At 35.0% G+C, this 15,270-nt stretch carries 15 protein-coding genes; 3 read left to right on the top strand and 12 right to left on the bottom strand.

Annotated elements, in window-relative coordinates; all coding sequences use genetic code 11:
• Window positions 1-16 precede the first annotated feature (16 nt).
• Together WQ54_RS21930 and WQ54_RS21925 are read right to left on the bottom strand one after the other, a co-directional pair.
• Entirely contained in the window at window positions 17-1,807 is a 1,791-nt protein-coding gene (locus WQ54_RS21930) for a sensor histidine kinase (RefSeq protein ID WP_197089641.1), read from the bottom strand.
• A 5-nt stretch (window positions 1,808-1,812) separates the two neighbouring features.
• A complete protein-coding gene (locus WQ54_RS21925; protein ID WP_046587253.1) occupies window positions 1,813-3,357 on the bottom strand; it encodes a response regulator in 1,545 nt (514 codons plus the stop codon).
• A gap of 156 nt (window positions 3,358-3,513) precedes the next feature.
• Between WQ54_RS21925 and WQ54_RS32090 the strand changes: the two genes are divergently transcribed.
• Window positions 3,514-3,735: a hypothetical protein gene (locus tag WQ54_RS32090; protein WP_052737910.1), complete on the top strand. Its 222-nt coding sequence runs from the start codon at window positions 3,514-3,516 to the stop codon at window positions 3,733-3,735.
• 133 nt (window positions 3,736-3,868) lie between these two features.
• Window positions 3,869-4,081 carry a TIM barrel protein gene (locus tag WQ54_RS35705; RefSeq protein WP_052737909.1) on the top strand — a complete coding sequence of 71 codons (213 nt, stop codon included), beginning with the start codon at window positions 3,869-3,871 and terminating at the stop codon, window positions 4,079-4,081.
• A 317-nt stretch (window positions 4,082-4,398) separates the two neighbouring features.
• On the opposite strand, the gene WQ54_RS21915 is transcribed toward WQ54_RS35705, so the two are convergent.
• From WQ54_RS21915 to WQ54_RS32075, 5 genes are all read right to left on the bottom strand, one after another.
• Window positions 4,399-5,031 (bottom strand): class D sortase, encoded by a 633-nt coding sequence (locus tag WQ54_RS21915; RefSeq protein ID WP_046587395.1) that lies wholly within the window; start codon window positions 5,029-5,031, stop codon window positions 4,399-4,401.
• Window position 5,032: 1 nt separating this feature from the next.
• Complete coding sequence (locus WQ54_RS21910; RefSeq protein WP_046587251.1) at window positions 5,033-6,484, bottom strand: processed acidic surface protein; 1,452 nt, start codon at window positions 6,482-6,484, stop codon at window positions 5,033-5,035.
• A gap of 247 nt (window positions 6,485-6,731) precedes the next feature.
• Complete coding sequence (locus tag WQ54_RS21905; RefSeq protein ID WP_046587248.1) at window positions 6,732-6,950, bottom strand: hypothetical protein; 219 nt, start codon at window positions 6,948-6,950, stop codon at window positions 6,732-6,734.
• Window positions 6,951-7,115: 165 nt separating this feature from the next.
• Window positions 7,116-7,322, bottom strand: a complete 207-nt coding sequence (locus tag WQ54_RS32080; RefSeq protein ID WP_052737908.1) for a hypothetical protein — start codon at window positions 7,320-7,322, stop codon at window positions 7,116-7,118.
• 226 nt (window positions 7,323-7,548) lie between these two features.
• Window positions 7,549-7,752 (bottom strand): polysaccharide deacetylase family protein, encoded by a 204-nt coding sequence (locus tag WQ54_RS32075; protein WP_052737907.1) that lies wholly within the window; start codon window positions 7,750-7,752, stop codon window positions 7,549-7,551.
• 176 nt (window positions 7,753-7,928) lie between these two features.
• On the opposite strand from WQ54_RS32075, the gene WQ54_RS21895 reads away from it, so the two are divergent.
• A complete protein-coding gene (locus WQ54_RS21895) occupies window positions 7,929-8,453 on the top strand; it encodes a CBO0543 family protein (protein WP_046587247.1) in 525 nt (174 codons plus the stop codon).
• 928 nt (window positions 8,454-9,381) lie between these two features.
• Here the strand turns inward: WQ54_RS21895 and WQ54_RS21890 are convergent.
• The 5 genes from WQ54_RS21890 to WQ54_RS21870 form a co-directional block, all read right to left on the bottom strand.
• Window positions 9,382-9,903 (bottom strand): hypothetical protein, encoded by a 522-nt coding sequence (locus tag WQ54_RS21890; protein ID WP_046587245.1) that lies wholly within the window; start codon window positions 9,901-9,903, stop codon window positions 9,382-9,384.
• Window positions 9,896-10,849, bottom strand: coding sequence for a DUF3289 family protein (locus WQ54_RS21885; RefSeq protein ID WP_197089640.1), 954 nt, complete (start codon window positions 10,847-10,849; stop codon window positions 9,896-9,898). The genes WQ54_RS21890 and WQ54_RS21885 overlap by 8 nt, the downstream gene beginning before the upstream one ends.
• A gap of 1,080 nt (window positions 10,850-11,929) precedes the next feature.
• The gene (locus WQ54_RS21880; RefSeq protein ID WP_046587241.1) at window positions 11,930-12,889 is read right to left on the bottom strand and encodes a DUF3231 family protein; all 960 of its coding nucleotides are present in this window, start codon (window positions 12,887-12,889) and stop codon (window positions 11,930-11,932) included.
• Window positions 12,890-13,114: 225 nt separating this feature from the next.
• Entirely contained in the window at window positions 13,115-14,287 is a 1,173-nt protein-coding gene (locus WQ54_RS21875; RefSeq protein WP_046587239.1) for an MFS transporter, read from the bottom strand.
• 144 nt (window positions 14,288-14,431) lie between these two features.
• Window positions 14,432-14,995 carry a TetR/AcrR family transcriptional regulator gene (locus WQ54_RS21870; RefSeq protein WP_046587237.1) on the bottom strand — a complete coding sequence of 188 codons (564 nt, stop codon included), beginning with the start codon at window positions 14,993-14,995 and terminating at the stop codon, window positions 14,432-14,434.
• Window positions 14,996-15,270: the final 275 nt, after the last annotated feature.

The following is a 15,270-nucleotide window of genomic DNA, read 5'->3' as shown; positions in this document are numbered from 1 at the left end:
TTACAATCATCATTGGTCACTGGATCATTTTCGTTAAGCCTAAAGTTGGATCCTTTACTGATTCATCATTTCCGCAGGGGATGGTGATTTTCACAATCGTCCCCACATTTTTCAAGCTTTTTACACGGATTCCATAACTGCTGCCATAATGAAGGCGAATTCGCTCATGAACATTCACCATCCCGATGCTGTTAAAGCCCTCTGTCACATGTCTTTTAATCGATTCATTTAGGAGCTGATTGACTTTTTCTTGTTCCATACCAACCCCATTATCGCGAATATACAGCTTTAACATTCCTCCTGAGATGGTCCCTTTTATTGAAATTTCTCCTTTCCCTTCCATTGTTGAAATCCCATGAAATATCGCATTTTCAACAAATGGCTGTAACGTTAACCTAGGAACCTTACAAACGAATGCTTCTACGTCTACGGCAACGGATAAGGTGAATTTATTGCCATATCTCATTCTTTGAATGTCGAAATACATTTCAACACTTTCTACTTCCTCTGTTAACGAAACCATTTCTGAGCGTTTATCAAAGCTAAAGGATAAAAGGCCGACGAGAGAACGGATGGTTCCCCGCACTTCCTCTGTTTTATTCTGTCTGGCTAAGCTTCCAATACAAGCTAAAGTATTATAAAGAAAATGCGGTTTAATCTGGGACTGAAGCATTTTAAATTCGTACTCCTTTTTCAGATCCTCCATCCTTGCATTTTCTTTAAAAAGAAACTGAATACGATCAATCATCGCATTATAGCTTCTTGCCAGACTTCCTATTTCATCCGACCTGTTCATCTCGATGGTGGACATATTTTGCAAGCTTGTGACGGTATCCATTTTTTTCGCTAATTTTCGTATTGGTTTCGTTAAGTATCGGCTTAACATAAATGTACTAATAAAAAGAATAACAACAAGAAAAACTCCAGCCTTTTTAAAATTTTCATTAAGGATATTAACATTTTCATAAAATACATTTTTGTCGATGAGGGAAATAAGACTCCAGCCTAAGCGGTTTTGATCTGATTTAACCGAAACAAGTGACATGCTTTGTTCGGCTAAGTCATGAACGCCATTTTTTTGGATCTTTATGTTTTGGATAAAGGGTTTACTAGGCTTTCTAGGATAATCGGATAAATCCTGAGGGATGTTTGATTCCTTTTTAATATCTGTTGATACGATATTTCCGGACGATGTAAGAATGATAAAGGATTGATTTTTATTTAATAGCATCGGAGTAAGTTTGCGAGACAATTGTTCAAGGTCAATTTCGATGACAACCGTGCCAATAAAGGTATTTTTGTTCTTGATTGGACTGACAAAAGCGACTGTATTGCCTGCTGAAAGCGGCGAATGATACGGCTCGCTCCAATTGATTCCGCCATAGTTTTTTTGAGAAAGCTGATATAAATAAGAAATTTGCGGATTTCCTAAAATTTCATAATAAACCTTATGGCTGGAATACACCTTACCATCTGTGCTGATCATATAGATGGCATTGATTAATGATGAATTAATATCCGCAGTTGTTCGTAATTCGTTATTGATCGCCTCTTCATTTTTCGTTAACAGTAATTCATCCTTCATAGACAAATCCAACAAAATACTTTGAATGTTTTCTAAGTACGAATTCAAGAACAAGTTTGTGTTTTCCAACAATTTTTGAGAATCATAGATCACTTGGTTTCGAAATAGTTTTATTGAATCCTGTTGGTTATTCCAAATCAAGGTTACAAATATCATTAAAGTTGAGATGAACAAAAAGATAAAATGCTTCGTCGCAATACTCAGCCGATTCGTGAACTTCATCTGCATCACCTTTTCCTAAAGTCTTTTGGCGTTAATCCTGTCCATTTTCGAAATAACACAGAAAAATAGCGATAACTTGGAATCCCTATTTTCTCCGCCACTTCGTACACTTTTAAATTGGAATGTTTGAGTAAATGAATGGCCTTTACCATCCGTAAATCCGTCATAAACTCATTAAATGATTTTCCTGTTTCTTCCCGAAAAAGGCGGCTTAAATAATTCGGACTAAGTCCTACCTCTTCAGAAACAGAGGAAAGCGTCAGCTGTTCTCCAAGCTTGTTTTCGATGATGTCAATCGCTTTTCTGATCTCAAAGCGATGCTTGTACTCAATGTTTTCGTTTGTATTTAGTTCCTTCGTTAAAACGTGAATCACTTGCGATAAGCTTGTTGCTTCCGCCAATTCTTGACTCACCTCCACTTCAGCCACCCCTTTTACCTCCTTCATCCATTCCATTCGCCACTTAGCTACAAGCCCTTTTATCTCATCAGGTCGAAATCTGTTCTTCGTACACCAATCATAAAAATCACGCTGGAGGAAGTCTGTCAGCTTTTCGCGATTATATAAAAACGCTTTCATTCCCTTTTCGATTTCTCTTGTCTTTTCGTTATTCAGTGAGTGATAAGCAAATTGATCGATCACCCCCACTTTCTGCTGGTTCTCATAAAATCCGTAATGAGCACTATAATTCATTTCTTTTAATCTACTTAAAATTTCTTTTTCTTCCAAAAAAGAATGGCTTATCAGAACAAATAAATCAACCTCCGAGCTTATGTATGACACATGTTGCAGAATTCCATTTTGCAAAAAGCTGCGAATGTCTTCCAGCTGTTTCGACAGGATGGAAAGGTCGTTGGAGGGATTGTTTAAGAATAAATAGTACTCTCCTGGTTTTGACGGGAGCCAAATAAATCGTTCATTTTGCAATTGCTCCAATTCGCTGAGCAATTTTTGTAAAGCACGATCTAAGAAAAGGATATCTTCTAATGCGACTCTCACAACTAGTTTTGCCATACGATAAGGAAAAGATAGGAGAATACCTGCAGATTCCATCTCCGCTATAAACTGATTTGTTGTCAATGAGCCTGCATGCAAATATTGATTAAACAAGTTTGATTGTTGGAAGCGGAGCTGTTCCCTTGAATTCTTCTTATGTAATTGTTCACGTATGATGATCTCTCTTGCTTTATTTAGAACAGATGCTAATTCTTCCTCACTCCACAGCACTTTTACCAAATAATCAAGCGCACCTAGTTTTATCGCTTCTTTGGCATAGCGGAAATCACTATAAGCAGTTAACATAATGATTTGCACCTCAGGAAACTGGCTTTTAAGCATATGTGCGAGCTGAATGCCGTCCATCTTTGGCATCGTAATGTCTGTAATAACAACATCCGGAACAAAATCTGTACAAAAATCCAGTGCATCCTGACCATTTTCTGCCTCCCCTACTAATACAGCACCATGTGACGCCCAATTAACTAGTCGTAATTCTTCTCGAATCGGGACTTCATCATCTACAATGAGGACACTCAACATTTGCGACTGCATAAGCCATTCACTCACTTTCTATTTGATTTACTTTTGATTATTCTAGCTTTTTCGTTTTTTACCTTTTTCACATTTCTTTCGATATGTATAGATAAGAGATTCTCATCAAAGTATTCTAGTTATAAGCATCCCTATTAAAGGTAAGGAGTATTTCAAATGAAAATTTCCCTTAGCATGTGGAGTGTTCACCAATATTGGTTTGAAGAAAAATGGACGATCACCGAATTTATTGATTTTGCCGGAACGACAAAAGCAGAAGATGTTGAACTTTTAAGTATTTTTTGGCGCAATCAAAAGCTGGAACTGCCTTTAGTCGAAGAAGCCCTTAAACGAATCAATTATCGGTATCTAGTTATGCTGTTTGCTATAACTTTGTGACAGAGGATCCTGAGACATTTAAGGAACAAATTAAAGAGGTTACGGATGCCATTGATATGGCGAATCATTTTTCGACATATATTGTAATGGGGTTTTCACTGGAGATCTTCCTTCTGACCAATCCATTACCTATGTGCAAGGAATCGCATATGTATTAAAAGGCCTTTCTGAATGCTGCCAATACGCTGAGAAAAAAGGCGTCTATCTATACATTGAAAACCATGGTTTATTTGCTGGAAGAAATGATCAAGTCATAGATATCATCAATAAAATTGGTTCACCCATGCAAAAAAGTACGTTTGATACAGGCAATTTCCTGCTTGTTGACCAAGATCCAAGTTCCTAGCACCTGCATAAAAAAGTGGGGGTCCCTAGCTACCGAAATAATAGGTCCTATTCATTGGGTACAGATTAAAAACTGGTTAACCCTATAATACGAAGCACCATTAGCTTAATAAGGTTCTCTCAAAAATTAAAAAAGCAGCGATCTCCTAAGCCTAAGATAATATTGTAATTGCTTAAATCTCTTTATTTGATCTTTCGAAAGAACTGAATATATGAGAATGAAAATGGTTATGAACTTTCCATACAAATTATTAAACCTCGGATTCCAGTTAAGAATCCGAGGTTTTTATTTTTCATCTCTATAAGACGAGATACTAGTTAACTTACTGTTTTTGAAGCCAAATAAGCTACAAGTATATACCGTTCAGGTGCTGAACCAATATACTCAAAAGGATAACATGTACTAACGGTTAGCGTTGCTCTGGGTTTCGGAACAATAACGGTCCGGTCATCTTCATCAACAATGCGTACTTTATTGACTTTATATTTGAACTCCCCTGCTGAAGTTCTGACAACTAACCAATCTCCTTCGCCAACCTCACCGAGTTTTCGGAATACTGTATCTCGATGACCTGAAAGAACGGAATTGTCATTTTCACCGGGCAGCACACTTCCTGCAAAATGGCCGACTCCTTTTTCCAGCTCATCCTCGTCAGTCCCATGATAAATAGGAAGTGTTGCGTTTAATTTTGGTATATACAGTTCTCCTATTTCTTCCCCTATTTTAGGTCGCTCAGAATATAGCTCTTCGTCAATATCTTCTTTAATTTGCTTTGTTGGTTCTTTTACTTGGCTGCTCGAGGAATGGGTCTTGTAAGCAAAATAGCCTTTTGCAAACTTATAGGCATTTGTCGTAGAAAACCAAATTCCAAATAAGATGACAGCGATCGTAATTGAAAGAAAGATCATTCGTTTTTTGCGATTGATTCTCTTATCTGTTTGTGTTTCCATCTTATGCAATTTTTACCCTTCGGTACATCAATATTCCGAATAATGCAATGAAAAGTCCAAATAGTGTATTCGGGATATAATCAGAAGCAGTCTTTGGAAGTTTAGCACCTTTTACGGTCCTCTGTTCCATGTTCTTCTGAGTAGCAACGACTTTTTGTTTTTCTGATTTGATTGGTGACGTATGCTTTTCTGATTTAGCTACAGGTGAACTTTCAGTTGTTTCTATCACAGCCTCGGCAGACTCCTCTATTTGTTCGCCTGTTTCAATAACTGTTTCGGAATCAACTATTTCACCCGTTACAATAAGGTCAGCAAGGAAATGCCCATCAGTGTTAGATAATACTACTTTCAAATTAGCACCCTTTAGTTCTTCTATTTTCATTAAGTCAACAAGAGATAATGGTGTTTCTGAACCATCTTTCACGAGGCTATACGATACTTTTAGCTTAAAGATAGAAAGTAATTCTTCATAAATAGAAGCTAACTCAGTAATTTGTTCGGCTGTAAGCTCGGTAGCAAAATCAAAATCTTCGAAAGCCATCATGCGGTTACCCAATTCATCAAGTCGTTCTAGGGTTTCTGGATTAGAGAAATGTTCCTCTAAGGACATTAAATGGCCTTCGATTCGTTGAAGCTCCTCATCCGTAAGGTCTATTTCTTCCTGAAAAATAGGAAGAAGATCTTCAGCTATTTCTTCTCCCATTCCAGGAAACAGCTCACCTTCATAATAGGTCCAAACAGCATTGTCAAGGTCATCAATAAAAACATAATCGTTGATATCCTCACCGTTTTCTTCTAACAATTGGATGATGGCTTGTCTATCCAACTCATAATTTTCGTAAAAGTAATCTAAATTACTTAAATCTGCTTTAATGACTTCACCTAAGAAATCACTTAGATCCTCGACCGTTTCAAATTCATCGATATTAGTCTCATAAATAGCAAGAGACGCTTCTATATCTTCCTTTGTTATTTCAAATCCTCTTTCGTTACTAACTTTGGTTAGATAATTCACTAGGTCTTGCTCAAAGTTTGGATCACGTTCAAAAACCCCCTCTTCTGTATAGAAGTAAACCGCTGTATCGAGGTCATCAAGGAAAATATAATCGTTTATTTCATCCCCATTTTCTTGTAACAATTGATGGAGCCCTTCTTCATCCAATTCATATGCCTCATAAATATTTTCTAAGTTACTTAAATCAGCTTTAATGACTTCACCTAAGAAATCACCCATCTCTTCAACAGAATCATAATTTTCAATACTATCTTCATATAGTGCTAGAGATGCTTCTATATCTTCTTTCGTTACTTCAAATCCTCTTTCGTTACTAACCTCTTGTAAATATTGGGTAAGTTCTTGCTCAAACTTAGTGTTTGAAGCGGCTTTTGTTAAATGCGGAAATAAGCCGATTAACAATGAAAATGAAAGTAAAATTGCCCCCAGTTTTTTCATAACTGTTCTCCTTTTTTTTATAATTTTCTATAATTCTAGAAAATTATAAATGAATAACAAGAACTTAACAATGATGGTAATTTTACCAAATAGTTTTTTATTTATATACAGCGTTATTTGTTATCGGTTCTGGGATACATAAGTTGTATTTGACAGTGGTTTAGAACTTTACTTTGCTAGATCTTAGCTTTTAACAAAACACCAATTTCGTAAAATATAGGAGGTTATCGATAGCAACAGTGCATTTTTAAATTGAGAAGATTTTCTCCAATTTTTCAAGTTCATCTTCATCAACTAATTTATTTTTCTTAACATAGAATTCTGTTTCAATCTTAAGATTATTAAAAATAGGTTGAGTTAAACTCATAATTTGTTGATTTATCTCAATGTCAATGATTATTGAAGATTTTTGTACAACTTCATCAATAATGTTGATTATAAATTTCTTGAATTTATATTCTTTCATAATATCCTCCATTGATACTAGACTCTACAATCTTTATTATTTTACAGGAGGATTTTAATATGTCCAGATTTTTTATTAAATATTTTACAATAATCTTAAAAAACAAAAATCCCAAAAGGGTTTTACCTTTTGGTTTTTTTCAAATATACCTGATTTCTAATTATCTCAGAGTGTTGAAACTGTTACAAACTCATAGCCCTGTGCACGTAATTGATCAATGATTTGAGGAAGTGCCTTAACAGTTTCAAATTTCCATGTTACATGGTAGTTATGTTGAAGAATGATAACTCCAGGTCTCGCATCTTTCATGACTCTCGATACAATTTCTTCTGCAGGCACTCCGCTCCAGTTCTTTGTATCAGCTCTCCACATGATCGAATGGTATCCTTGTTTATTAAGAAGTTCCTATCTGGCAATCTTCAAATTCACCATACGGCGGTCGGAATAATTTTGGTTTCACTCCTGTAATTTTCTCATTTACTTGAGAAGTAGCCTGTATATTTCATTCAATTGTTGGTCCGTAAGTTCAGGTAAATGCGAGTATCCCAAATGTGGTTACCTATAGCTTGTCCCTTCTCTTTATATCTGTTTTTGCTGTTCAGGATACTCCCTGGACTGCTTTAATGACCACAAAGAATGTGGCCTTCACACCTTTTTGTCTTAAGATTATTAAAATTTGCGGAGTATAAATTTTTTCTGGACCATCGTTAAAGGTTAGTGCGATTCTTTTCTTCTCGGGATTTCCCATATAAATGATTTCATTTTTAATTGGTGCATTGATGATTTGTTCAGGGAAATTCAACTGGGGATCATCATTTATGAGTTGGCTCGTATTTGCTTAGGTATTGCAAAGGTAAAGTTAATTAATTAAGCATATAAGGTCATTAGAAATTTTTATTTGAAAAATCTTTAAGCAACAAAATAACGAATAAGGTATTTTAAAATGGCAAACATAAATAAAAAAGAAAAGTGATAAACATGCAAATAATTTACCCGATAATCTTTTTACTAATTTCATTAAAATGGGGAAAATGGAAAAACTGGCAAACATATTATCCTACTGTATTATTTATGGTGGTAGGAAATCTCCTATATTGCTTTTTGTTTTATGACTATCCATTTTGGAGATTTGAACACACATTTGAAAAAAAAGTTCTTCCTACTAGGATGAGTATTGATTTGTTAAAAACATTCACTTCATTTCCAATATTAGTTTTTATTTATTTATCGCTTTTCCCCGAGGAAAAAAATTTCAAAAAATATGCCATGCATATTCTAACTTGGACAATTTTATTTTGTGCCATTGAATATGTTTCTAAATTATTAGGAATGATTAGTTACCACCATGGGTGGAATATGTGGTGGTCATTAGTCTTTAATTTTACAATGTTTACTCTATTAGCTATTCACTATAAACGCCCTATTTTTGCATGGATCCTTTCAACTATTTTCATTTTGTTTTTATGGAACGTCTTTGAAATTAATTTTAAACTTTTAGAATAAAACAGGAATTAGGTAAACTCAGTGTAAATGAACGAATATACTGCTACGGTAGATAGCTAACTGGAGTGTTCGTTTAACAAGATAAAAATTTGCATGGTACTATTATCACGACTGGGTGTCTTGTGTGGTCAATAGGACCATACATTTTTAAACTAAGTCTAATTTGTACTTATTTATTATTGTCACCTATAATTAAATTTGTTACTTAAAAAAAGCTTTTTCTTCTTAAAACCTAGATTTATAAGCGATGTTAACGGAAATAGAAAACGATCTTCAGCGAAGATCCTTTTCGCTCTTTGTTTTACTAGAACACCTGACTAATATATTGAAGCCTCAACCATTTTTTTATTATTTACTTAAAATGTAGGATTTAGGGTTTTAGTCTATTTAGTTATTATATCAAATGACCTGTGCGGGACATGAACCCTTGTCACGACCCTGTCAGGTGTTTTAATGAAATGGATTTTAACAGTTTGAGTTAAAATGGAGATTTAATATGCCTATTTTTAGGTAGGTATGATTTAAACACATGTAATTGATGGCACAGTTTACCCCTTTTGTTCTTCCGCCTAATACGTTAATATGTCTTGCATTTATAATGTTATTTATCCTGCATACGAATAGAGCTAATTAGTTAACTGCTAATAAACGTATTAATAAAGAAAAAAAGCGTTTTCCACCGAAGTAGAAAACGGCTAATATTATCCCATATTCTCGTGTTATTGTACGTCCTATATAACGTAAAAAGTACCGGTGGTTGGTGTTTTAGCAACAAATCCCTATTTATTTTGATTTTAACATTCGAAAATCATTCAACTAAATTCCGAATTTCTTGTAATTATATTGATAAGGTTACAATTTAATTGATCAGTCGGCCTTCATGATATAGAATGAAACCTGCTGCATATCTGTTTTACATTTTAGTTTATCACTCAACAAGCTGATCCTCAATAAACTGCATCCTCTTCATGACCTTTCCTTCCTTACTTTTATCATAAACATTGTATTCTTTTTGTGGTTCAGCATCTGACCAAATAATTGATGCAATGAGATCATACTTATGATGTTCCATCCGATCTGTATTCATGTAACTTTCATCAGGCTGCCAGTCTCTTGGCAAATCGTCACTTTCCCTATAGAAGGACATATAAAAATTCCTGTTTTTTCCTTCTATTTCTTTCATTTCATCTTCAATTGGATGATCCCTAATGTATTTTTCAACTAATTCTTTCACATCTATTAAATCTTTTGGTGGATTCAGAATCATATAATGCTTTCTAAGAGTCACCACTTCTTCATCCTTTTTACCAATGACCTGTTCTGTATTGGCAATTTCGAAAATCTTTGTTTCCCCGTTTGATTCCCCATTCGTTGTACATCCGATTAAGTATAATGGAATGAAGCATATACCAATAATCAAAACTAGAATTTTTAAATACACTTTATTCACTCAAGTCCCCCTCAAAAGGTATATCCATTTCCATTATAGTAACAAAGGGCTTATATTTCCCATCATATTCATCATAATGCTGTAAGACAAACCAAGAACGAAATCCTGCTAAGTTGACATACACCTTCTCCACATCTGGCTGATCTAGCCCAAAATGATCATATAAACGAACATGCATGACACCTTTAAAGTGATTATTCTCTACTGAAAAATCTTTTACGGATATCGTATTTCCCCATGTATCATTTACTGTAATTGTAAGTCCGCCTATTCTATCATCCCAAGTGCTAAACGTCGGGTAAGAAGCATTATCCTGTATATATTGATAAAATTCATTCGTTTCCTTTGTATTTTTATCAAACTGAAGAGCTGCCAAATTACCTCCATTTTTCTTTAGCTCATCAACTAAAGCATTCTTGACAAATTCAACATAGTCTTTTGTTGTCTCATGCTCACTCGCTTTTTTAGTTAAAGTCTGGTTGCTATACTCTGTACCAGTTCCATCCTCAAAATGATCAATCATATTTAAGACAACATCTTCCATTTCTCCCGTAGAAAATAAGCTTGTTGACATTGTCTCGAATTCATCAAAGAGAATACCTGGGAAATAAGATTCAAGTAGTTGGAAATTGAACATCCAGCTAATGTCAGTCATTTCATCTCCAGTATAATCATTTGTTGTCATATCATTCGCTACATTTCCATTTTCATCATAGCCTTCTGGTCTGTCTGATTGAAAAATGGTTAAATTGGATAGATCAGCGTACAACGGTCTCGAATCCTCATTATCAAAAATTCCATCTCCATCACTATCTTTTTCATCAGGAAAACTAGTTGGAAAGAAACCTTCAAAAAGAATAGTAATTCCAAAAATAGTTATCGTGAATGTTTTGAATGGCCCCATTTCTTGCCCATCGGTTAATCCGTCTCCATCACTATCTTTCATGTCAGGATTTGAGTAGATTATAATACCGCATGGTGTTTTCATTCAATTTAGGTGAACAGAAACAATTCGTTTATAAGCACCTTTTTTGTTATTATCCCTTCATGTATGCCCTTCTCAGTGTGGGAAATATGTCCACGGTATTAGCGCTTACTTGTTGGTCCTAAAAAAGGCACTCCTTCAAAACTAAGAAAAGATATACCAATGCCTGACCATATTTTTTTATAAAGATATCTCATAATATATTGGGTGAAAAAAGATCCATTTTTTTACAAATAAAGTATAATTTGTAAGTAAAATATAATCATCAGACTTATGAATAATTTTGTAAGCGGTTAAAAGTCGCATTGCTATCATATACAATAGTAAAAACTTTTTTGGTGTATAGTTATGAGGGGGAATCCTACTTAGCTACTCTTTTATATGTATACCTATACAAATCTAATTAACTTAGTGTCTATTATCAGAGGGTATGCCAAATAGAAGAATCCAGTAGTCAAAAGTTTGGCTATTTAACGTTCAGCTTCTCAAACGGAAACACCACAACAAAATATTTTCTAATAAGTAAGTCCAAAATTAAAAGGTAACATCAAAAAAATACGGACTTACATCTTTAAACATATTATATCCATATTAAAAATCCCAATTTCTCAATAACAAAAATGAGAAATTGGGATTTATTTATACAAAAAATATTTATTATTATCCTTTAACAATAAATTATGCGAACGAACGTTCTGTTTAACATTTGTTGAAAGTTTTGATAAGTAAAAAAGCCAATTCAGGATAAACAATAAAAGGAAGAGAATAATCAAAGCAATTATGAAGCAATGGAATATAAATATGATTAGTAATTTTCCTCAATAGGTACTCTTCCATACGCCTAATAATATAATAAAAATCCATTGAATAGTATGTAGGTGACTGCGTGGACCTACCTTTCCCCATTTTAGATCACAAGGTTAGGCTGTTCTTTAATTCTAATTGGTCTAACACAATTTGTTTGATCATGTTTCACTATGCAGGTTCCCCTTTATCCTGCTCCTGCTCCTGCTTCTGCTTCTGCTTCTGCTCTAATAGTAACTAATCATTTGACCAATTAGTAACCGGTGGCTCATTAAACCAGTCTTTCCTTACTAATAACTTAAACCCTTCCTCCGAATAGCTTTCAACCTGTTCGATTAGTTCCTTTAGTTTTTTCACGTGGCTTTTTTTATAACTAGATACAACAGCAGTTTGTAAATTACCGACCCCTATAGCATTCAGGAACATAACTAAGTTAGCCATTAGTTTATCTGAAAATGGAGAATTACTCACTTTATTTACATGAGCCTCTAATCCGGTTGTTGTTGGAACTCCGTTTTCTCTATATATGTCCGATAAAGCAGCAGCTTGTCTGAAAGCCAACTTAGTCCCATCTTGCAAAAACCTCTTCGTGTCTTCATCCTTTGCAACCTCAGAAAAAGCAGTACATAGGGCTATGCCAACATTATTACATTGAAATGAACCAAACATGCTTGCTAATTCAACAGCATTAAGCGGCCTTTGCTGGGTGGATGCAACTTTAAAAAATTTGCCCTCACTACCTTCAGCTTCTTTGTAAGAAAATGGCCTATTTTGTAATAAACCTTTATTATCTAGCAAAATTAAAAGAGATTGATCAATTTCAGTTATCTTAACAAGAATTTCTTTATAAAAATTCCTAACTTTTGAGTCCGTTAAGTCTACATACTGATAAGAAAGGACGCGCAATCCATTACTAGATATATGCTTAAGAATCTCTATAATTAATTGATCAGAAAATAACTTTGCAGAGGAGCAATATAGATCATTGTCACTGAAAAACGGTGTATCATGATAGCCATTCTCAGACAATAATTGTTTAGCCTCTTGTTCTTGAAATGTAGCAAGTGTTTTAATCTCATTTAATATATTTTTTAAATCACGATCTTCAGCCGTCTCAACTAGATATTCCAAAAAGAAGTTGAACAAATTTGAACTTGATTTTAAATACCAAAGAAAGCCTAATTCGTTTACATTCATCTGGAAGGCCCCTCCACAATTTATTTTCTTTTCTAAGTTTACCAAAGAAAATGGTATTTATACTTTATATTATTTGGGAGGAATGTTTTGGCATTATCAACTAATAATGATAATGCCAAACAGCTTAACGTCCATTTCTTCCATATATGATGGATTTGTTATGCCGTAAGATGGAGCATATCGTTATTCTGAAGGAATCTTCCATTCGTTTTTAGAAGCAACGAATCACGCACTTCCCGAAAAATCGCGTTTAAATTTGACAGAATACATCAACACATATACAACAATGAGTGCCGCAAACAAATTTAGTACGATCAGCGAAGTGTTCAAATTGAAAAATTGAGTAAGTGCTCCGACCCCAATAACCGGAACGATAAATCCAGAGTACGCGCACAGATAAAAAGCCGAAATAACTTGTGGCCGCGCTTTAGGTTCCGGTAACTGACCTGCAAATCGCAACGAAGTTTGAAACGTCCATCCTCCACCAATAGCCTGGATGAAAATGCCTGTCCAGAGTAATGGCAAACTTGATGTTAAACCCGAAGAAACAATAACCCATGACCCGATCACAAGAAGCATGATGCCAAATCGGATACGTGTAACTGGATGATTCGGCCAAGGTATGAACTGAGCCAAAGCCGCTCCGCTGAGAAGCACGAAAATAATCAATCCAGAAACGGAGAGGTTAGACGTGTGAATGACATTTTTCACGAAAGCAGGAATAAGGGAAAACGCTATTCCTTGTATTGTGAAAACAGTAAAGATAGGCAAACCGACCATTGACCAAAAATGAGAACGAATATTGCTAGGTACACCAAGTGTTATCTTGGTTTTTGCACGTTTTTGATCAAGGGAAACAACATCATTTGGAATCGTTTCCAGTATGATGAGCGAAATGATGAGCAGGACGAGCAGAATCCCAAATGGCAGTCGAAGTGGCTGGAGCTGTAAATATTGCAAGATTAAACCTGCAAAAGCTGGTCCCAGACCAAAACCAACGAGGATCGTGACTCCAGATAACTTGAGTGCTATGCCCGCTTTTTTTTGGGGAGTTTGCTTCATTAGATAAGCAACAGCTGTTCCTGTAAAGGCTCCGTAAGCGATGCCTTCCAATAACCTGGCGACATAGAGCATCCAGTCATCTATGCTTCCCAGGAATAGCAAGGTAGATATGATGGAGATCCAAATGCTGCTGCGAATAACCTTTTTTAATCCCCAAGTGCTGCCTTTCGATCCAGTGACAAGCAAAGTCGGCAATAGAAAAGCAGCATATATGGAAAACAAGATCGTGATTTGCAAACTATTCAGTTGGTAGGTCTCACTATATAAAGGAAATAACGGAGTAATAAAGGTTGCCCCACTCGACATCAAAAGAGAAACCAATAGCATTCTTTTCATTATAAAACCCCCACCTTTCTATTATTTATTCTCAATAAAACTTTATATATAAGTGATTAGTTGCTAAATTTTTTTAGAATGTGATTGATAAAAATAACCTTACTTACTAGAAGGTAAGTTGCAATCCTTAAAAAAAAACCGTTCTTACGGATTTCTTAAGAAACGGTTTAACTGGTTTAGTACTTGGACTAATACATCGTCACCTAGAACACGTCTGTATAATAATGCTCCCTTAATGCTTGATAATATCGATATTGCTAACATTTGAACGTCTTCAGAACCATTTATATTTTTTTCAGTTTGTGCCTCAGTCATAATTTCTTTGATGATCGAGAGTTCCAGTCTGCTTACTTCCTCAATCTTTTCTTGTACGGAAAGTGGCAAAGATTCAAAATCCGTCTGCAACGAAGAGATTGGACAAATTTCATTACACTCGAACCTTTCAGATTGTCGCTGAATAAACTGCTTAAGTTTCTCTTCAGCTGAAACTGACGAATTTTTAATTAACTCCAAAGAGTTTTGCAGGCTGTTTGAAAGACGTTCAGTAACTGCAATTCCTAAATCCTCCTTTTTCTCAAAGTGATAGTGAATACTAGCCTTAGTCACGCCAAGTTGTTTTGAGATGTCATCATAGCTGAATGCTACATATCCTTTTTGTTGGATCAGCTTTATTGCTAAGTCTACAATTTGTTTTTTTCTATTTTCCATGTTCTTATATTAACTTACTAATAGGTAAGTGTCAAGGTGAAAAGCTCTAAGTCTTAATTTACACAAAATATCTCTCATAATTGTTATCCTTTTGCTTGATCTTCAATCAGCCACTAAATTGATTATATCTCATAACAAACACGACTGTGCTGGCGATCTCGCCGGAATTGCAAGGCTGAAGTGAACAGCCTATGCATCCCCGTCAAGTATGCCATTAATCACAATCGTGTCATCAAGTTCTAAGGGACTTAATCCTCCCCGTATAATCAGAGCTA

Source organism: Bacillus sp. SA1-12 (assembly GCF_000981385.1).
Taxonomy (GTDB): domain Bacteria; phylum Bacillota; class Bacilli; order Bacillales; family Bacillaceae; genus Metabacillus.
This window is presented reverse-complemented; position numbering and strand designations above follow the sequence as displayed.